Origin of the sequence: Staphylococcus simiae (assembly GCF_017357005.1) — a bacterium.
GTDB lineage: Bacteria > Bacillota > Bacilli > Staphylococcales > Staphylococcaceae > Staphylococcus > Staphylococcus simiae_A.
In genome coordinates this window covers 1,294,758-1,314,419 of record NZ_CP071589.1, presented here as the reverse complement: position 1 = coordinate 1,314,419, position 19,662 = coordinate 1,294,758, and the positions used below count along the sequence as shown (strand labels likewise).

Genomic DNA, 19,662 nt, shown 5'->3' with positions numbered 1-19,662 from the left:
GTATAGGTCAACTCAAGGAGAGATAGCTCATGGGAATAGCGACATATGCCGTTGTTGATTTAGAGACAACTGGTAATCAATTAGAATATGACGATATTATTCAAATCGGAATTAGTTTTGTTCGCCAAAACAATATCGTCGATTCATATCATTCAATGATACGAACTGATTTAGACATTCCACCTTTTATACAAGCATTAACTTCAATTGAACAAGACATGTTGCAACAAGCACCATATTTTGCTCAAATTGCTGATGAAGTATATGACAAAATAAAAGATTGTATTTTCGTAGCGCATAATGTAGATTTCGATTTAAATTTCATTAAAAAAGCGTTTAAAGATTGTAATATTAATTATCGACCAAAGAAAGTCATTGATACCTTAGAAATATTTAAAATTGCTTTTCCCACAGATAAAAGTTATCAATTAAGTGAACTAGCAGAAGCACATGACATTACATTAGCTAATGCGCATAGAGCTGATGAAGATGCAGCGACAACTGCGAAATTGATGATCTTAGCATTTACTAAATTTGAACAATTACCAATTGATACGTTAAAACAACTTTATTATTTAAGTAAAAACTTAAAATATGATTTATATGATATCTTTTTTGAAATGGTGAGACATTATCAAACGAAACCGTTAGATGACAAGTTTGAGCAATTTGAACAAATTATTTATCGTAAACAAGTTGATTTTAAAAAGCCAGTTACCAATTATAAAGGTTCGTTAAAATCTTTGTATAAAAAAGTAGTTGAAACGTTAAATTTAACTTATCGACCACAACAATTATACCTATCTGAAATTATACTTGATCAATTGATGCATAGTGACAAAGCGATGATAGAGGCTTCTTTAGGCAGTGGGAAATCTATGGCATATTTATTAGCTGCTTTAGTCTACAATATTGAGACAGGTAAGCATGTGATGATTTCAACGAATACAAAATTGTTACAAAGTCAGTTATTAGAAAAAGATATACCGTCCATCAATGAAGCATTAAATTTCAAAATAAACGCCTTACTTATTAAAAGTAAACAAGATTATATTTCATTAGGTTTAATTAGCCAAATATTAAAAGAAGAAACGGTCAATTACGAAGTCAATATATTAAAAATGCAGTTACTCATATGGATAACTGAAACAATTACGGGAGATATTCAGGAATTAAATTTAAAAGGTGGTCAAAAAATGTATTTTGATCAAAAAATAGAAACGTATGTTCCTGTTCGCCATGATATCCATTACTATAATTTCATCAAAAGAAATGCGCAAAATATTCAAATTGGTATTACAAACCATGCTCATTTAATCCATTCAGATGCTGAAAATACGATTTATCAATTATTTGATGATTGTATTATTGATGAAGCACATCGACTTCCAGATTATGCCTTAAATCAAGTTACAAATGAATTGAGTTATGCAGATATTAAATATCAATTAGGACTAATCGGCAAAAATGAAAATGAAAAATTACTTAAAGCCATCGATCAATTAGAGCAGCAACGTATACTTGAACGTTTAGATATACCGCCAATTGATGTCTTTGGTTTAAAAGCTAATATGAATGACATTCATGATTTAAATGAACAACTCTTTACTACAATATTTAATATTATAAATGAATCTGAAGTTTATGATGACGATGTGCATCGTTTCCATAATGTCTTTAGTTTCGATACGACTGAAATTTTACGTGATTTGCATGCAATTATTGACAAACTTAATAGAACATTAGAAATTTTTAATGGCATAAGTCATAAAACAGTTAAATCTCTACGTAAACAGTTACTGTATCTTAATAATAAGTTTAAAAATATTGAGCAAAGTTTAAAAGATGAGCATACAAGCTTTATTTCTATTAAGAACTTAACGCAAAAGTCTACCATACGTTTATATGTGAAAGACTTTGCTGTTAAAGACATTCTCACAGAGCAAGTGTTAGATAAATTTAAATCCTTAATCTTTATTTCTGGAACACTGCAATTTAATCATTCGTTTGAAACGTTCCAACATTTATTTAATAAGGAAACACAATTCAATACGTATGAAGTAGCAACATCATTACAAAGTGCTAAGAACACTAATGTCTTTATTCCTAGTGATGTGGCATCTTATCAGTATAAAAACATTGATGATTATGTGGCATCTATCGTTGATTATATTATTGAATATACCACTATCACGCAATCTAAATGTTTAGTATTATTTACAAGCTATAAGATGATGCATATGGTCCAAGAATTGTTGAATGACTTACCTCAATTTGACGACTACGTTATTTTGACACAACAACAAAATCAGAATTATAAAATTGTTCAACAATTTAACAACTTTGATAAAGCCATCTTATTAGGGACATCAACATTTTTTGAAGGTTTTGATTTTCAAGCTAATGGCATTAAGTGTGTGATGATTGCTAAGTTACCATTTATGAATAAACATAATGCCAAATATTGGTTAATGGATTCAGAGTTCACATCGACATTTAAAGAATATGTGTTACCGGATGCTGTAACTAGATTTAGACAAGGCTTAGGGCGTTTGATTCGCAATGAAAATGATAAAGGTGTCATTGTGTCATTTGATGATCGCTTAGTAAACAGTAATTACAAAAATTTCTTTGCTCAAACTTTAGAAAATTATCGTCAAAAGAAAGGCGATATCCAGCAATTTGGTAAATTATTACGTCAAATTAATAGCAATCATAAATCAACTTAACTTAAAGTACTTCTCATTTACATATTTGCTGTTTTGGGAAGTGCTTTTTTAGGTACACTCCCAAATCGGACTGATACATAATTAAATTTTCAAGCCTCGCACCCCAGCTTGCACATTATAGTAAAAATTCTGTTGACAGAATTTTTCTTTGCTGGGGCCCCAATGCCCAACCTGCTTTGCATGAAAAAACTGGATAACCAGTTTTTCTGTGTTGGGTCCCTTCCTAGGGTGCTGTCTCAGCCTCCCCAACTTGCACTGTTTGTATAAACTGATTAATCAGTTTATTTGTGTTGGGTCCCCGGTCTTCGACTAGCACTGCGCCCTCAGGAGTCTCGGCTTCAAATTAATTTTCGTTTTAAATTATTCATTTTTTATATATTAGTCCTGAAAAATAGAGAACCTTTTTTGGGTTCTCTATCAAATTGTACTAATATATAAAATTTTTATGTTCTTTAACAAATTGTACTGATGGTTGTGATGATTTGAAACTTTATTTAATGACACAGTCCTCAAATTAGAGCAACATTTTACAAATCTATAGTAGTTGATAGCGTATTAGTATTATATATATCGCATTGCCGTGGTATTTGATTTAAGAATTTAACATAAAATCCAAATATAGGGTAGACTGCTAAATTAACACCATGATTATGTCAATAAGCAAAGCAACGATATTATTAATGGTGGCTAGTGATGTCAACGATGGTATTAACGATGGTGTTATGCGTTAATCAATGAGCATAGATAGTACGATGACTTGATATCAAGTTCTAGAAACTAGTGTTATATTTTGTTAAAATAAAAAAGAAATATATGACAACTAAAATATAGGAGAATGGTTATGAAAACAACGATTAAACAAGCTAAAGATTATATAAACCAAGAAGTGACAATTGGAGCTTGGTTAACTAATAAACGTTCAAGTGGTAAAATTGCCTTTTTACAATTACGTGATGGTACAGGGTTTATGCAAGGTGTTGTTGTTAAAGCAGAAGTTGATGAAGATACTTTTAAATTAGCTAAAGATATTACGCAAGAAACGTCATTATATGTTACTGGTGTGATAACTGAAGACAATCGTTCTGACTTAGGCTATGAAATGCAAGTCAAATCAATTGAAGTTATTTCAGAAGCACATGATTATCCAATCACACCTAAAAATCACGGTACAGAATTCTTAATGGATCATAGACACTTATGGTTAAGATCTAAAAAACAACATGCTGTCATGAAAATTAGAAACGAAATTATTCGTGCAACGTATGAATTTTTCAACAATGATGGATTTACTAAAGTCGATCCACCAATTTTAACTGCTAGCGCACCTGAAGGTACAAGTGAATTATTCCATACTAAATACTTCGATCAAGATGCATTTTTATCACAGAGTGGTCAACTTTATTTAGAAGCTGCGGCTATGGCACATGGTAGAGTATTTTCATTTGGTCCAACGTTCAGAGCTGAGAAATCAAAAACACGTAGACATTTAATTGAATTCTGGATGATTGAAGGTGAAATGGCATTTACAAATCATGCTCAAAGTTTAGAAATTCAAGAACAATATGTCACTCATGTTGTCAAATCAGTATTAGAAAATTGTAAACTTGAATTGAATATTTTAGAACGTGATACGTCAAAATTAGAAAAAGTTGCAACACCATTCCCTAGAATTACTTATGATGATGCAATTGTCTTCTTACAAGAACAAGGCTTTGATGATATTGAATGGGGTGAAGATTTTGGTGCGCCTCATGAAACGGCAATTGCTAATCATTATGATTTACCAGTATTTATTACAAACTATCCAACTAAAATTAAACCATTTTATATGCAACCTAACCCAGAGAATGAAGATACAGTGTTATGTGCTGATTTAATTGCTCCTGAAGGTTATGGTGAAATTATCGGTGGTTCTGAACGTATTGATGATTTAGAACTATTAGAACAACGTGTTGAAGCGTTTGGTCTTGATAAAGATGCTTATAGCTATTATTTAGACTTACGTCGTTATGGCAGTGTTCCACATAGTGGATTCGGTTTAGGATTAGAACGTACAGTTGCTTGGATTTCAGGTGTAGAACATGTTAGAGAAACAGCACCATTCCCAAGACTATTAAATCGTTTATATCCATAAGAACATTTGTCTGGCATTTTAGATGGTGTATAGCAAATAAGTAGCATGATAGCTTAAATATTAGTAATGGGAGTGGGACTATGAAATCTTTGCTAGTAAAGGATTTCAGTCCTGCTCCCGTTTTATTTATTTAAGCATTTTTATAACAACTTTTCGCTAACATTGTTATGATATGATAGAAACGTAAAAAAGGGGGGCTGAGTAATGGATAAATATCAATTGAAAACAAGACCAGTCGTTATTCGACGTGAATTGTTAGATCACTATAGTGAACTTGGAATTGATGAACAAGATTTAATCATTTTAATTAAATTAATATATGCATCAGAAACTTCTAATAAACAGCCTTCGATTGAGTTGTTACAACAAGGTTCTACCATGCAACCTAGAGACGTTACTAATGTTATTCAAAACTTAATTCAACGTGAACTGCTAGAATTAAATGTTCAAAAGGATGAAGAAGGTCGTTTTACTGAATATATGAATTTAGATCCTTTTTTTGATAAATTAAGCCAACTATTAGCACAACAAGAGATTGAAAATCAGGAACAAAATAATAAAGAAAAATTTAAACAGCTATTTAGATTATTAGAAGATACATTTGCTAGACCATTATCTCCTTATGAAATAGAAACATTAAATCAATGGATTGATGTTGACCAACATGATATAGCGATAATACAAGCAGCTTTGGACGAGGCAAACGGACAGAATAAATTGAGTTTTAAATATATTGATCGTATATTACTTAATTGGAAGAAAAATAATGTAAAAACGATAGAAGATTCTAAAAAAATTAGAGAAAAGTTTAACAAACCTAAGATGACACATGTAGTAAAAGAAGTACCGAAATTTGACTGGCTAAATGGAGAGAAACTAGATGATTAGTAAAAAGAAAGCACTTGAAATGATTGATGTTATTGCAGATATGTTTCCTGATGCCGAATGTGAACTCAAACATGACAATCCATTTGAATTAACTATTGCAGTGTTATTGTCGGCGCAATGTACAGACGTTCTAGTTAATAGGGTAACAGCAAAATTATTCAAAAAGTATAAAACACCTGAAGATTACCTTGCTGTAAGTGATGAAGAATTGATGAATGATATTCGTTCAATCGGCTTATATAGAAATAAAGCGAAAAATATAAAAAAACTTTGTCGCTCGTTATTAGAACAATTTGACGGTCAAATACCAAAAACACATACAGAACTTGAAAGTTTAGCTGGTGTTGGCCGTAAAACTGCTAATGTTGTCATGAGTGTCGCATTTGGAGAACCATCACTAGCAGTAGATACACACGTTGAACGTGTCTCTAAAAGGCTTGGTATTAATCGCTGGAAAGATAATGTCAGACAAGTAGAAGATCGACTTTGTTCAATTATACCTAAAGATCGATGGACGAAAAGTCATCATCAACTCATATTTTTTGGCAGATATCATTGTTTAGCTAGAGCACCAAAATGTGATATTTGTCCGTTATTAGACGATTGTAGAGAAGGTCAGAAACGTTATAAAGCTAGTTTGAAAGAGGCATAGTGAAATGACTATAACAAGACAAGATTTTGAACAATTAGAAGAACAAATAGATAACTTTGCTAAAAAGAAGGCACTTAAATCAATTGAAGCAAAACCATATCTAGATGAATATTTTGATATGATTATGCGTTACTTTAAACAAGTAAATGCTATAGATGGTTCCTTGGACTTTAGTAAGTTAGAACAATATCCTGTTGTACCGATGAATTTTGAAGAAAGATATCATTATATGATAGAACGTAAATATCATTTTATGGGATATAGACAAATGAAGACATTAACCTCAGAATTAATTAAAATGAATGCATCATATCAAACCAGATTAAAAATTAAAAATCAACATAAATAACAGTAATGATAAATAACAGTAATGCTCTTTAGTACTACATCATCAATTGATGTCACTAAAGAGCATTTTTAATAAGCTTATTTAAATAATACAACTGCAAGGATAAGCATTCATTAAGCGACATTTCAATAGTTATCACAGTAGTTAGAATATAGCTTAGCTTCCTTTTATTTTAATGCAAAAGAAAAATCCTAGATAACTCTATTAAAGAGCTACCTAGGATGAAATACTTTATCTAGAAGAATGGAATAAAGTTAAATAGTCTTGTGAATGCATTGCCACCACTATTTTGTTGTGATGAACTATTACTGCTTCCATTTGATGATTGTGATGATCCATTGTTGTTGGCAGAAGTATCACTACTACCGTGAGTACTACGGTTAGTAACGTTACTATCTTGATTACCTGCAACATATAATGCGTCTGGCGCACTACCACCAACTGTACTTGGACGTTTAAAGTCTTCGCCATCTCTTGAAGCAATTTGAGACATTACATTTTCGTATAAATATTGTGGATATTCTTGTTCATTGTGACCAATGAATGAATTTTCACCGTATTGTTTAACTTTACTGAAGCCCATCCATACTGACATTGTATATTGTGGTGTGAAACCATTGATCCAAACGTCTTTCGCAGCATTATCAGGTAAGTTATATTCAGCGTAAGTTTCGCTACCGTAAGTACCAGTACCAGTTTTAGCACCCATATTAACGCCTGAAACACCATGGCCATATGCTGAACCATAGGCTTTGAAAGTACCTTTTAACATTTCAGCTAACATATAAGCTGTTGAAGCTTTCATAGCTTTATGACTTGTATGATCATATTCAATTGTATCGCCATCACGAGTGACAACTTTTTGAATTGAATGTGCATTGTTATATGTTCCACCATTTGCAATTGCAGCGAATGCTGAAGCCAATTGAGTAGGTGAGAATTCAGATGCAGAACCACCAAGTACTTCTGAAGGACCAATGTCACCTTCGTAGTCTAAACCAAGTTTAGCTGCAAATTTCTTAGGTGCATCATTACCAGCACTTTCTTTAACTGCTTGCCAAGTTTTTAAGGCTGGAATGTTGAAACTTTGACGTAAGGCATCGTAAATTGATACATTACCATGACTCTTAGTGTCATAGTTTCTAAATGTTGAGCCATCAATTTGATAAGCAGATTCATCTTGTACTGAGTGGTTTGTTGCCCAGTCCATATTTTCAATGGCAGGACCATAAGCTAAGAATGGTTTTAAAGATGAACCGGTAGGGTGAGGGTCAGTAGCTTGGTTTCTATTTAAGACATCTTTAAAGTCACGTCCACCAGAAATGGCTACAAGTCCACCTGTTTTACTATCAAGAATTGTTGCACCAACTTGTTGGTCTTTATTCTTGTAGTAACTACCATTATCAATATCATTTTGTAATGTTTTTTGAACATCTTTATCCATATTTGTATAAATCTTAATACCACTTTGTAACACAGAACCTAAATCCTCATCTTTGAAATGTTTGTTATTCATAAGTTCTGATTTCACAAAATTAATATATGAGTTATATTCTGGATCTTTATTTGTATCAACATTTTGACGATCTTCTTTAGAACGATTTACTAAGTTTGCTTTTAAGTCAATTTTCTTAGCATCCTTCCATTGTTTGTCGCTGATACGCTTATGGTGGTGCATTAAATAAAGTACTGTATCTTTACGATCTTCAGCTGCTTTTGGATGATCATAAATATTATAGTTATTTGGAACCTGAGGTAAACCTGCTAGGTAAGCTTCTTCAGCTAAGTTTAAGTCTTTCAAATCTTTATTGAAATAGTACTTAGCAGCAGCTTTAATACCAGTTACACCATCAGAATAGTAAATTTTATTTAAATACACTTGGAAGATATCATCTTTACTATACTCTTGTTCTAAGCGATATGATAAATAAGCTTCTTGAGCTTTACGACCGATAGATTTTTGTTGTGATAAGAATGAATCTTTAACAACTTGTTGCGTTAGTGTAGATGCACCTTGCGCCCCGAATCCACCAGTTAAGTTTTTACCAACCGCTCCAAATAAACGTTTATAATCTAGAGCACCATGGTCATAGAATCGATTATCTTCAGTTGCTAGAACAGCATCTTTCATCGATTTTGGAACATCTTTCAAATTAACATGTTCATGCCTTTGACCGTTATCTAATGTTTTAACAAGATCACCATTTTTGTCATATATTTTGGCTGGAATAGGATCTTGTAATTTAGCTTCTGTAAAAGCGGGTGCTTTCCAAGCATAATATGCAAACAATAAGATACCGAGTAAAAGAACAATGAAAAATGCAATAATCATGAAACCAATAATCTTTATAATCGTTCTCTTAACATTTCTATTCTTTTTTGAATTGGACTTCCCATTATTTTGGCCATTTTGGTTAGCCTGAGAAGATCCTTTCTTTTCCGTCATACGCGGTCCTCACTTTCATCTAATATCAACTTATCAACTGCTTTAAGATAGTTTAATCTTGGTTGATACTGATAAGGAATATGGTAACCATTTTTTCGTATTTCATCAACTGTTATTGATTTTTTGATGTCAGCCTTGTATCTAGTCCAAAAATATTCGAACTTAGAGTAGGGCAATAAATACACTTCATCAAGGGTTTTAAAACGTATAATCAAAAATACAATACCTTGTTGTTGATATGTATTTTTCATATGTTCAACTTGATGATCATGAATATTGTTTAAAGGAAAAGAAGTCATGTTTTTAGTTTCCTTTGCTTCAAAATCAATATAATGTCCTCGGTAAACACCATTATAATCAGTTGTTGATGGTGTACGAAAATATGCTTCGTTGATCACAGCTTTACTCCGTTTAGGGTAGTTAACGTTAACTATCTGAACTGGAGTAGGCTTTTTGTGAATAACTGCCATGCCACTTTTAAGATAAAACGAATTAGAGTGTTCGATATCCTTTTCTAGTGACATACCACGTCCACCATAATCTATATTACTAAAGACGGCAGCTTTTTGCTCTCCGTCTGTAGTACTATTTTTACGATATGGTTTACCATTTGGATAATTCATACATTTCACCACACAAGTTTGGTAGTAAACGTTGTTAATTATACACAACATTATAGCAAAATTCCAAACTTAATTTAGTATATATGCGTTTGACATAGTACACCATTTATTATTTTAACGTGATTTCTGTAAATACACAATATGATAATCTTACATTTAATTGCCGATTGTGTTGGATAGTTAGAGTTAAAGATTTAACAATAGACAATATTTAGTATGACATCATTACTTAGATAAGCAGTGTGAAAAGTACATACTGTGTTATAAATGTAGGTTTATCACACAGCAAATTATGTTTAAATGTTTGAGAATTTATTGAAATTGGCACAACTAAGTTTTAAAAGGTTATTAATGATAGTTGAATCCCCAAATTTTTGCGGTGAAAATTTAACTTTAAAAACAATGACAATATAATAGGTAGAGTTACGATTAAGTTGTTAACAAATGTTAATCATTTAAAATATTACAATAATAAAATATAATTAAGTTGTTAAGCATGACTATTGATGTTCATTATGATAAATTTAATTGTACGGAGGCGTCTATATGATGAAGTCAGTAGTAGAACAACTTATAGCGGAAGTAAATGACATGCAACAAACGTATGAGCATGTTAAAACAAATCAATGTGATCATGATTTTTATCAAGTTGTACAACCATATGCATCAAAAATAGATCATTTTCTCGCTCAATTTCAAACGTATAAGCTACACATTATTCATATGCCATATATGAATGACAACAAGTTTGAATTACTAATGAAACATATCGAGGAATTATCTGTCGAATGTCATTTTCAACGAACAAGTAGGAAGTTATTCATGGAAAAGATAAAGAGTGTGCATTATGATCTACAAACGATAGAAGATGAGTTGTCTAATAAGGAGACGTTATCTTAACATGATAAAAACAGTCTATATTACAGGATATAAATCATATGAATTGAACATTTTTAAAGATGACGCACCTGAAGTGTACTATTTAAAGGAATTTATTAAACATAAAATTAAGCAACTGTTAGATGAAGGATTAGAGTGGGTGTTAATCCAAGGACAAATGGGTATTGAATTATGGACTGCAGAAGTTGTAATTGATTTGCAACAAAATTATCCAGAACTAAAATATGCTGTTATCACACCGTTTCTTGGTCATACTGAAAAATGGAACGAACATAATCAAGCAAAGTATGCCAATATTACTGAACATGCAGATTATGTTGATAGTATTTTTCATGCACCATACCAGGGACCTTATCAATTTAAGCAAGCCGATCAATTTATGCTTGAACATACCGATCAAACATTGCTTATTTATGATGAAGAACAGGAAGCAAGTCCTAAGTTTTTCAAGCAGATGTTAGTTGATTTTATGGAAAAAACAAACTATACTTGTGATATTGTGACGTTTGATGAATTAACAGCATTTATCAACGACTTACAGTGGTCTGAAGATCAAAGATTCTAATGAGGTGGAAAATATGTCAGATGTTTCATTAAAGTTATCAGCAAAAGATATTTATGAAAAAGATTTTGAAAAAACAATGGCTCGCGGCTATAGAAGAGAAGAAGTAGATGCATTTTTAGACGATATTATTGCAGACTATCAAAAAATGGCCGATATGAATAATGAAGTTGTAAAATTATCTGAAGAGAACCATAAATTGAAAAAAGAATTAGAAGAATTAAGACTACGTGTAGCAACATCTAGACCTCAAGACAATAAAAGTTTTTCTTCAAATAATTCAAACGCTTCAACTTCAGCATCATCAAACAATGTTGATATTTTAAAACGAATTTCTAATTTAGAAAAAGCTGTATTTGGTAAATAATATCCGAATACATAAAGTTTAACTGTTTAACTAATTATGACTATGTTATAATCTTAAAAGTGATATTTTGGGTAATCGCTATATTATATAGAGGAAAGTCCATGCTCACACAGTCTGAGATGATTGTAGTGTTCGTGCTTGATGAAACAATAAATCAAGGCATTAAGTTGACGGCAATGAAATAACCTAAGTCTTTAAGATATGGTTAGAGTAGTTTGAAAGTGCCACAGTGACGTAGCTTTTATAGAAATATAAAAGGTGGAACGCGGTAAACCCCTCGAGTGAGCAATCCAAATTTGGTAGGAGCACTTGTTTAACGGAATTCAACGTATAAACGAGACACATTTCAGTGATTGAAATGGTGTAGACAGATGGTTATCACCTGAGTACCAGTGTGACTAGTGCACGTGATGAGTACGATGGAACAGAACATGGCTTATAGAAATATCACTACTAGTTTAGCTCTCCTAAATACTGGAGAGCTTTTTTAATGGGAAAATGAAAAATATGTTAAAGGTTGTTAATTTCTAATTTAGACGTTCATCTGAGTATGATTAATTTGTATTAGATTTTATCGCAAACGAATCATATCATTATAAATATTTAAATAATATAGCTACAGTTGATATAATATGACTATCTAATATAGAGTATTAAAATAATAGGAATGTTTAACATAATGACAGTCATCAGTTACGATAGTTACTTTTTAAACATCTATTTTTAAGCTTAAAAGATGATCACAAACCCATAATATATATAGGAATGTTTAACATCAAAATGTAGATTAATAGTATGAAATGACTTAAATTATAAATTTTGATTACAGTATTACAATGATGAAGACAAAAGGAGATAAAATATGTTTCAATTATTAGCCGTATGTCCAATGGGCTTAGAAGCGGTAGTTGCGAAAGAAATACAAGAGTTAGGTTATGAGACCCAAGTAGAAAATGGACGTATCTTTTTCGAAGGTGATGAGTCAGCAATTGTTAAAGCCAATCTATGGTTACGTACAGCTGATCGTATCAAAATCGTTGTAGGACGTTTTAACGCTAAGACCTTTGATGAATTATTTGAACAAACAAAAGCATTACCATGGGAAACTATTATCGATAAAGAAGGTAACTTTCCCGTGCAAGGTAGAAGTGTGAAATCTACTTTACATAGTGTACCAGATTGTCAAGCTATAACAAAAAAAGCCATCGTTGAACGTTTAAAACATGCATATCAAGAAAAAGGTTGGTTAAATGAAAGTGGTGCGAAATACCCGGTTGAAGTAGCAATTTTAAAAGATAATGTGTTACTGACTATCGATACTTCAGGTTCTGGGTTAAATCGACGTGGTTATAGATTAGCGCAAGGTGAGGCGCCAATTAAAGAGACGCTAGCTGCAAGTTTAATTCGTCTTGCCAATTGGGATGGTAATACACCGTTAATTGATCCGTTCTGTGGCTCTGGAACAATTGCTATAGAAGCTTGTTTAATTGCTCAAAACATTGCACCTGGCTTTAATCGTGACTTTGTTTCTGAACAATGGAATATCATGCCAGCAAATATTTATGACAAATTTCGTGATGAAGCTGATAAAATGGCAGATTATGACAAAGAAATACAAGTGTATGCTTCAGATATCGATCCACAAATGATTGACATTGCTAAACGTAATGCTGAAGAAGTAGGTCTAGCAGATATTATTCAATTTACTGTTAAAGATGTTAATACATTAACAATTGATAGCGAAGAACCTATTGCTTTAATCGGTAATCCACCATACGGTGAACGTATTGGCGATCGTGAAGAAGTTGAGGAAATGTATCGCTATATTGGTAAATTAATGAAACAACATCCATATTTATCAACATATATTTTAACAAGTAATAAAGAATTTGAATATTTAGTAAATCGTAAAGCAACTAAGCGTCGAAAATTATTTAATGGCTATATTGAATGTACCTATTATCAATATTGGGGTAAAAAATTAGACAAAACTCAGCAACAAAGTAACTAACATTTTGTGATATTATATTAAATGAAGAAAAATAAAGACGAATATGTCTAAGTAAGAGGAGCAAACTTAAATGAGTAAAAAAATGGGAATTGGCTTATCAGCAATACTATTAATTATAGGTATTGTTATTATTTGCATGATGGTATTTTCAAGTCAGAAGACAACGTATTATGGTTATATGAGTAATTCAACAACTGCTGAAAAAGTAGTAAGTGAAAAAGATGGACTAGTAAAACATAATGTTAAAATTGACACAGATAGTGACTTCAAGCCTAAAAAAGGTGACTTCGTGAAGTTGATTTCTAAAGATGATGGCAAGACATTCTATAAAAAAGATATAGTTAAACATGATGACATTCCACATGGTTTAATGATGAAAATCCATGAAATGCACATGAGCATGAATATGCAATAATTAATTTAAATGTCTATATCTTTTATTTAATGTGCAAGTTAGGCAACTAGCCTATAACAACCAGCAGTCCAATTTGATATCGAACCTAATTAAATAAATATAACAAAAACGAGATTGTTAGCACTTAAACCAGTGCTGACAATCTCGTTTTTACTTTAGCTTTGTTTTTGTTTATAATCTTTGACATAGAGTAATGCTTCAATAATAAAAATAACAATGAGTGACATTCCAAATAAAGGCATTAAGACACCTAAAATAATTAAGAATACAACAACCGAAATAGACATCGGTTTTTTAACACGTCGAGGCACTTTTACTGAAGAACCTTTGACGCGTTTGATCCAAGATGTAAATCCAAAAGCAATAGCACCTAATAATAATAAGCATACCAGTGTGTTAATAATTTTATTGGCAATACCAAATAAGTGACCTTCATGTAATGGAATACCCCAAGTAAACCACTTTGCAATAATGCCATATTGTTGATATTTAATTTCTCCTAAATTTTTACCACTATATTGATCAAAATATAGCGTCTTTTCATCGTAAGGAGAGACATCTAAACCTGTAACGCCAGTGTTACTAGAGTTAGAAACGACAAATGTACCCTTAATATCAGATGGATAGACAATTGAAAATGGCTTTTTAATACCGGCATGTTCAGCATTGGTCACCACTTTATCAATGGATATTTGATGGTCCAAATTGGTTAGAGGCATAGCCATATTGCCATGATGTGCGTGTGCACCGCCACTTTCAGATGCTGGTTGTTTATTTTTCCTTGTAGCCCAAGGTAATTCATTAACATCTGATTTAGGTGGATTGATTGCAAGTTGTCCTTGACCTAAATTGCCATGATTATCCATTAAGTCAGCAATTTTACTACCCATAAATCCTGACCAAGGAAGACCAGTTAACACAAGAATAAAGACTGGAACTGCTATAATCACACCGATGACGGCATGCCATTTTTGAAAACGTAATGCTTTGCTCTTGTTAGTTAACAGTTTCTTTTTAACGAGTAAATAGGTTCCAGACAAAATCATAAAAATTGTCCAACACGCTGTGAGTTCAACTAAATAATTAATAATCGTATTTTCAGTGAATAGTGAACTATGTATATTTCTCATTACATTTGAATACGTGTGTTTAGCATTTTGGTCACTAACTATTTGATTATTGTGATCTAAAAAGACATATCTTTGATTACCCGCCATATCATCTATTGTTATACGCGTATTATAAGGTGGTGCCATGACACTTACTTTACTAACATAAAAGCCATCAAATTGATGTTCGACTTGATGTACTGCTTTGTTTAACGATTGATGTTCTGTTATGTTACTATCACCGAAAAATTCAGTTTTGTAGATATTATTTTCCACTTCTGGATAAAATAGATATCCGATACCCGAAATGGTAAGTGTGATAAGTAACGGTGAAATAAATAAAGCTGCATAAAAATGTAATCTTTGTAATGGATTAAATGTATTTTTCATATTTCCCTCCGCTCAAATATTATACGTTTTATATTTTTAGTGTGTGTGAACACTTTGTGACAAATAAATAGAGATACTCCTATTTTATTCGAAGTTGTAATATTTCAATAAAATCATAGTCTTAATAATGAATTAATAGCTTTTTACATAGGTTTTAACATGTCCCTATGATAAAATTTAGAAGTACAAAATAAACAATGTAATAGTGTAGACTTATATTTTTGGTTCTCTATTTTTTAGGACTGATAAATAAAAAATGATTAATTTAAAATAAAAATTATTTTAAAGCCGAGACTCCTGAGGTAGGGACCCAACACAGAGAAACTGTGAAACAGTTTCTACAAGAAATGCAAGTTGGGCAACAGTGCTAGTCGAAGACCGGGGCCCCAACAAAAAGAAACTAATCATTTAGTTTCAACGGACAATGCAAGTTGGGGAGGCTGAGACAGCACCCTAGGAAGGGACCCAACACAGAAAAACTGGTTATCCAGTTTTTTCATGCAATGCAAGTTGGGCATAGCGAGGCTTAAAAAAATAATTATGTATCAGTCCAATTTGGGAGAGACCATATTTTTCAAAAATGAATGTGTATAGCTATTACAAGGATGGATATAGTTAGTATTGGATTAAAGGGGTAAGTAAGATGACAAATTCAGAACAATTAGACCGTTTATATAAATTAAAAAAAGAAGTTGAAAAGTCTAATAACACAGCATTAGTAGATACGATTAACCAAGTAATTAAAAAAGTTTACTTGCAACAGTATACTTTATCATTTGTAGGGCATTTTTCAGCTGGGAAATCAACGTTAATTAATTTGCTCTTAGAACAACAAATATTACCAAGTTCACCAGTACCAACAACGAGTAATACGGCTATCGTCTCAGTTGCTGACAACAATGAGATTATTGCTAATTTGCCAAATCAACAATACACGACATTGAATTCTTATGATGAAGTGAAAGCAATGAATAGACAAAATGTTGATGTAGAGTCAGTGGAAATTAACTTTCAATCTTCTAAATTTAATCAAGGTTTTACGTTACAAGATACACCAGGCGTAGATTCTAATGTGTCTTCCCACCAAGCGATGACTGAACAATATATGTATACCAGTAACATGGTTTTCTATACTGTTGATTATAATCATGTACAATCCGCCTTGAATTTTAAATTTATGAAACATATGAACGAAGTGGGTATACCGGTTGTCTTTGTGATTAATCAAGTTGATAAACATAACGAAGATGAACTCACTTTTGACACTTTTAAATCACGCGTAGAACAATCGATTGTGGATTGGGATATTAACTTAGAACGCTTATTTTATGTGTCTAAATACGATGGGCCTAATAATGAGTTATCAGCGTTATCTGATTATATGCTGTATTTAGATGAACATCGAGAGAGCCTTGACAGTTTCACACATCGTACCATCGATTACATTACTGAGGCACAATTATCCTATTTGCAAAATGAAATTCAAGATATCCTTGATGATTTGGGTATCGCAGAAGAAGATTTTGAGCAAGCATTTATTAATACGCAACAAAATCAAGCCGTTAGTGAAGAGGCACAATTATTAAATAATCCACAAGAACTTATGGTATTTTTAAAAGAACAGCGTAAAAATATTCTTGAAAATGCCTATATCATGACACATGATATGCGAGAATTATTGCGTAGTTATTTGGAAAGTATGTCTAAAGATTTTAACATGGGTGGTCTATTTAATAAGAAGAAGAAAAAATACGATATGCAACAACAACGTTTAGAACAAGCAGTTGATGCATTACAACAACGTGTGAATCAACAAATACGTCAGCCCATGCGTGAGGATATGTCATTTGTTACTAGATTTGTTACGACCAAAGGTACTACTGACCGTGTGCTCAATCAACATTATGAAATCACAGCCGCATTAATTGAAGATTTATATCAACCTCAAACGTCTATCAGTAATACTTATGTTTTAACGTTTTCAGATGAGGTAGTAAAAGCAATTAGAAAATTAGTGGAACAGGAATCGACACCTATATTTGAAGATGTTGTAGCCAATGTTCAAGCCGACGAATTAGCGACGAATGAAAATAGCGATTTAGAAGATTTCCAACGTTATACGGAATTAAGCGACTTACGCCATTCTTTAGAAACAAAAAATTATCGCCATTATTATATTCATTTAGATGAATCATTAGATAAGTTGATCGATCGTACAAAAACGACATATCAACACCAACAATATGAAAGTAAAGACACAAATTGCGAGCGTGACACAACACTAGCTCATGTTACAACTTCAAATCAACAGACGATAACAGCAGCGCTAAATGTGATTCAAGATGTACCTTTATTTGAACAAACTAAACAAGATATTGCTGACACACTGCAACGTCTAGATGATAAAGTAGTTAAAATTGGTGTCTTTGGTACATTTAGTGCAGGTAAAAGTAGTTTAATTAACGCTTTATTAGGTGACACCATACTCGTTAGTTCGCCAAATCCAACTACAGCAGCAACGACAGAAATTTCATATGGCAATACGAGTAGTATTTCGTTGAAATCAAAGGCACAATTATTAGATGACATTAATCAAGTAGTCACTTATCACCACATGTCTTTTTCAACGTTGGAAGAATTTATTGCCAGTGATATATCAGCCTTGACAGCACAGTTAGAAAAAAATCAACTTGCTTTTATCAATGCAGTAGAAAAGCATTATGAAATGTATGAAGATATGATTGCGCAAGGAGAACAACACACGATTCAGCAAGATGACTTGAAAAAATGGAGTGCTGAAGATGAATATGCTACTTTCGTCAAAAAAGTGCACATTGCATTACCTCATGATTGGTTGAAAGATAAAATAATCGTTGACTCATTAGGATTACATTCGAATAACCAACGTCACTCTAATGAAACGGAACAAATTTTAACATCATCAGATTTAATTTTATATGTCAGTTATTTCAACCATTCATTTACAGATAATGATAAAGCATTTATTGAGCATATGAAAAATATGAACCAACTACATGATAATCAATCCTTTAAGATGATTATCAATGCGGTAGATTTAGCTGAATCTGATGAAGATCGCCAAGCTGTTGAAGCATATGTTGAAGATGCCTTAAATCAAGTGAATTTACAATCTGATATTTACAGTGTATCAAGTCGACAAGCGTTACAAGGACATGATAACGGTATCAATCAGCTACGTGATAGTATTGATCATTTTGCAACTGTTGAGTCGAAAGTCATTTTAGAGCAACAAATGACTTATCAATTACAGCAAATCAATGCATCATACCAACAAATGATTAATGATTATCACACGAATAAAGCTAAATTAGAGTCTAGACAACAGCGTTTACAACAATACCAACAACAACAGTTATTAAGTCCAAACTTAATATCAACAACAGAGCAATATACAATTAATGAAATTGAAGACCAAATTTATCACTTAAATGGACGCTTACAACTACAAATTTTGGATGATGCAAAAGCGATATTTAATACACAAATGACACAATACCATGATTTTAATGAAGAAAAGAAAATGGCGACGAAACGTTATTTGGATCAAATTCATCAACGTTTATACCAAGAACAATCAGTATTAGTTGAACGTATTAAACGCTACTATAATGAACAATTAATAGAACAATTAGCACCAACGGTTAAAAAGTTAGCAGATGTACATGTGTTTGTTACGCCAAACTTTGATATTGAGCTTGATTCAGTTGACCAATCATTGTTAACAATTCAATTTGACGACATGTTAAATCATTTACCGAAACAATTAACAAAAAGGAAAATTTTAAATCCAACATCACAAAGAGAGATTCAACAGCAAATCACTGATCAAACGTTAGCCTTATTACAAAATGGCTTAAATCAATTAAGACAACAATTAGATAGTAAAGTGGCGCAAATGTCACAAGTTGCTAATGAACATTTTAATCATTTAGAGCAAGATATAATGATGCAAATCAATGAATTATTATCATTTAATATTGATGATGACTTGATTAACCAATTACAACTTAAACATCAGCAATTAAATGATATTTTAAAGTAGGAA

Annotated in this window: 14 protein-coding genes and 1 other RNA gene; 12 read left to right on the top strand and 3 right to left on the bottom strand. The window is 31.9% G+C overall.

Annotated features, from left to right (window positions below; genetic code table 11):
* Positions 1 to 29: 29 nt before the first annotated feature.
* The 5 genes from J3R86_RS05810 (at position 30) to J3R86_RS05790 (ending at position 6,752) form a co-directional block, all read left to right on the top strand.
* A complete protein-coding gene (locus tag J3R86_RS05810; protein WP_207516477.1) occupies positions 30 to 2,729 on the top strand; it encodes a helicase C-terminal domain-containing protein in 2,700 nt (899 codons plus the stop codon).
* Between the two features lie 841 nt (positions 2,730 to 3,570).
* Entirely contained in the window at positions 3,571 to 4,863 is a 1,293-nt protein-coding gene (asnS, locus tag J3R86_RS05805) for an asparagine--tRNA ligase (RefSeq protein WP_207518473.1), read from the top strand.
* Positions 4,864 to 5,067: 204 nt separating this feature from the next.
* Complete coding sequence (locus tag J3R86_RS05800; RefSeq protein ID WP_207518472.1) at positions 5,068 to 5,751, top strand: DnaD domain-containing protein; 684 nt, start codon at positions 5,068 to 5,070, stop codon at positions 5,749 to 5,751.
* Entirely contained in the window at positions 5,744 to 6,403 is a 660-nt protein-coding gene (gene nth, locus J3R86_RS05795) for an endonuclease III (protein ID WP_207518471.1), read from the top strand. Before J3R86_RS05800 ends, nth begins: the two co-directional genes overlap by 8 nt.
* Before the next feature lie 4 nt (positions 6,404 to 6,407).
* On the top strand, positions 6,408 to 6,752 hold the full coding sequence (locus J3R86_RS05790) for a YpoC family protein (RefSeq protein ID WP_207518470.1): 345 nt from the start codon (positions 6,408 to 6,410) through the stop codon (positions 6,750 to 6,752).
* A 235-nt stretch (positions 6,753 to 6,987) separates the two neighbouring features.
* Here J3R86_RS05790 and J3R86_RS05785 read toward each other — a convergent pair whose 3' ends face one another.
* Together J3R86_RS05785 and recU are read right to left on the bottom strand one after the other, a co-directional pair.
* Positions 6,988 to 9,198 carry a transglycosylase domain-containing protein gene (locus tag J3R86_RS05785; protein WP_207518469.1) on the bottom strand — a complete coding sequence of 737 codons (2,211 nt, stop codon included), beginning with the start codon at positions 9,196 to 9,198 and terminating at the stop codon, positions 6,988 to 6,990.
* Positions 9,195 to 9,821 (bottom strand): Holliday junction resolvase RecU, encoded by a 627-nt coding sequence (recU, locus tag J3R86_RS05780; protein ID WP_242685751.1) that lies wholly within the window; start codon positions 9,819 to 9,821, stop codon positions 9,195 to 9,197. Before recU ends, J3R86_RS05785 begins: the two co-directional genes overlap by 4 nt.
* A gap of 549 nt (positions 9,822 to 10,370) precedes the next feature.
* Here recU and J3R86_RS05775 point away from each other — a divergent pair.
* From J3R86_RS05775 to J3R86_RS05750, 6 genes are all read left to right on the top strand, one after another.
* Positions 10,371 to 10,721, top strand: coding sequence for a DUF1798 family protein (locus J3R86_RS05775; RefSeq protein ID WP_207518522.1), 351 nt, complete (start codon positions 10,371 to 10,373; stop codon positions 10,719 to 10,721).
* Between the two features lies 1 nt (position 10,722).
* The gene (locus tag J3R86_RS05770) at positions 10,723 to 11,286 is read left to right on the top strand and encodes an SLOG family protein (protein WP_207518467.1); all 564 of its coding nucleotides are present in this window, start codon (positions 10,723 to 10,725) and stop codon (positions 11,284 to 11,286) included.
* 13 nt (positions 11,287 to 11,299) lie between these two features.
* Complete coding sequence (gene gpsB, locus J3R86_RS05765; RefSeq protein ID WP_207518466.1) at positions 11,300 to 11,650, top strand: cell division regulator GpsB; 351 nt, start codon at positions 11,300 to 11,302, stop codon at positions 11,648 to 11,650.
* 63 nt (positions 11,651 to 11,713) lie between these two features.
* Positions 11,714 to 12,094, top strand: an RNA gene (rnpB, locus tag J3R86_RS05760) — RNase P RNA component class B.
* A gap of 418 nt (positions 12,095 to 12,512) precedes the next feature.
* The gene (locus J3R86_RS05755; RefSeq protein ID WP_207518465.1) at positions 12,513 to 13,661 is read left to right on the top strand and encodes a THUMP domain-containing class I SAM-dependent RNA methyltransferase; all 1,149 of its coding nucleotides are present in this window, start codon (positions 12,513 to 12,515) and stop codon (positions 13,659 to 13,661) included.
* A gap of 70 nt (positions 13,662 to 13,731) precedes the next feature.
* Positions 13,732 to 14,076: a DUF4889 domain-containing protein gene (locus J3R86_RS05750; RefSeq protein WP_207518464.1), complete on the top strand. Its 345-nt coding sequence runs from the start codon at positions 13,732 to 13,734 to the stop codon at positions 14,074 to 14,076.
* Between the two features lie 155 nt (positions 14,077 to 14,231).
* Here the strand turns inward: J3R86_RS05750 and J3R86_RS05745 are convergent, their stop codons facing one another.
* Positions 14,232 to 15,575, bottom strand: coding sequence for a PepSY-associated TM helix domain-containing protein (locus tag J3R86_RS05745; RefSeq protein ID WP_207518463.1), 1,344 nt, complete (start codon positions 15,573 to 15,575; stop codon positions 14,232 to 14,234).
* 643 nt (positions 15,576 to 16,218) lie between these two features.
* Between J3R86_RS05745 and J3R86_RS05740 the strand changes: the two genes are divergently transcribed.
* Entirely contained in the window at positions 16,219 to 19,659 is a 3,441-nt protein-coding gene (locus J3R86_RS05740; RefSeq protein WP_207518462.1) for a dynamin family protein, read from the top strand.
* Positions 19,660 to 19,662: the final 3 nt, after the last annotated feature.

What these genes read in the sequence shown, in the direction of transcription:
- J3R86_RS05810 (WP_207516477.1), top strand. Translation starts at nt 30, where the DNA reads ATGGGAATAGCGACATATGCCGTTGTTGATTTAGAGACAACTGGTAAT.
- asnS (WP_207518473.1), top strand. Translation starts at nt 3,571, where the DNA reads ATGAAAACAACGATTAAACAAGCTAAAGATTATATAAACCAAGAAGTG.
- J3R86_RS05800 (WP_207518472.1), top strand. Translation starts at nt 5,068, where the DNA reads ATGGATAAATATCAATTGAAAACAAGACCAGTCGTTATTCGACGTGAA.
- nth (WP_207518471.1), top strand. Translation starts at nt 5,744, where the DNA reads ATGATTAGTAAAAAGAAAGCACTTGAAATGATTGATGTTATTGCAGAT.
- J3R86_RS05790 (WP_207518470.1), top strand. Translation starts at nt 6,408, where the DNA reads ATGACTATAACAAGACAAGATTTTGAACAATTAGAAGAACAAATAGAT.
- J3R86_RS05785 (WP_207518469.1), bottom strand. Translation starts at nt 9,198, where the DNA reads ATGACGGAAAAGAAAGGATCTTCTCAGGCTAACCAAAATGGCCAAAAT.
- recU (WP_242685751.1), bottom strand. Translation starts at nt 9,821, where the DNA reads ATGAATTATCCAAATGGTAAACCATATCGTAAAAATAGTACTACAGAC.
- J3R86_RS05775 (WP_207518522.1), top strand. Translation starts at nt 10,371, where the DNA reads ATGAAGTCAGTAGTAGAACAACTTATAGCGGAAGTAAATGACATGCAA.
- J3R86_RS05770 (WP_207518467.1), top strand. Translation starts at nt 10,723, where the DNA reads ATGATAAAAACAGTCTATATTACAGGATATAAATCATATGAATTGAAC.
- gpsB (WP_207518466.1), top strand. Translation starts at nt 11,300, where the DNA reads ATGTCAGATGTTTCATTAAAGTTATCAGCAAAAGATATTTATGAAAAA.
- J3R86_RS05755 (WP_207518465.1), top strand. Translation starts at nt 12,513, where the DNA reads ATGTTTCAATTATTAGCCGTATGTCCAATGGGCTTAGAAGCGGTAGTT.
- J3R86_RS05750 (WP_207518464.1), top strand. Translation starts at nt 13,732, where the DNA reads ATGAGTAAAAAAATGGGAATTGGCTTATCAGCAATACTATTAATTATA.
- J3R86_RS05745 (WP_207518463.1), bottom strand. Translation starts at nt 15,575, where the DNA reads ATGAAAAATACATTTAATCCATTACAAAGATTACATTTTTATGCAGCT.
- J3R86_RS05740 (WP_207518462.1), top strand. Translation starts at nt 16,219, where the DNA reads ATGACAAATTCAGAACAATTAGACCGTTTATATAAATTAAAAAAAGAA.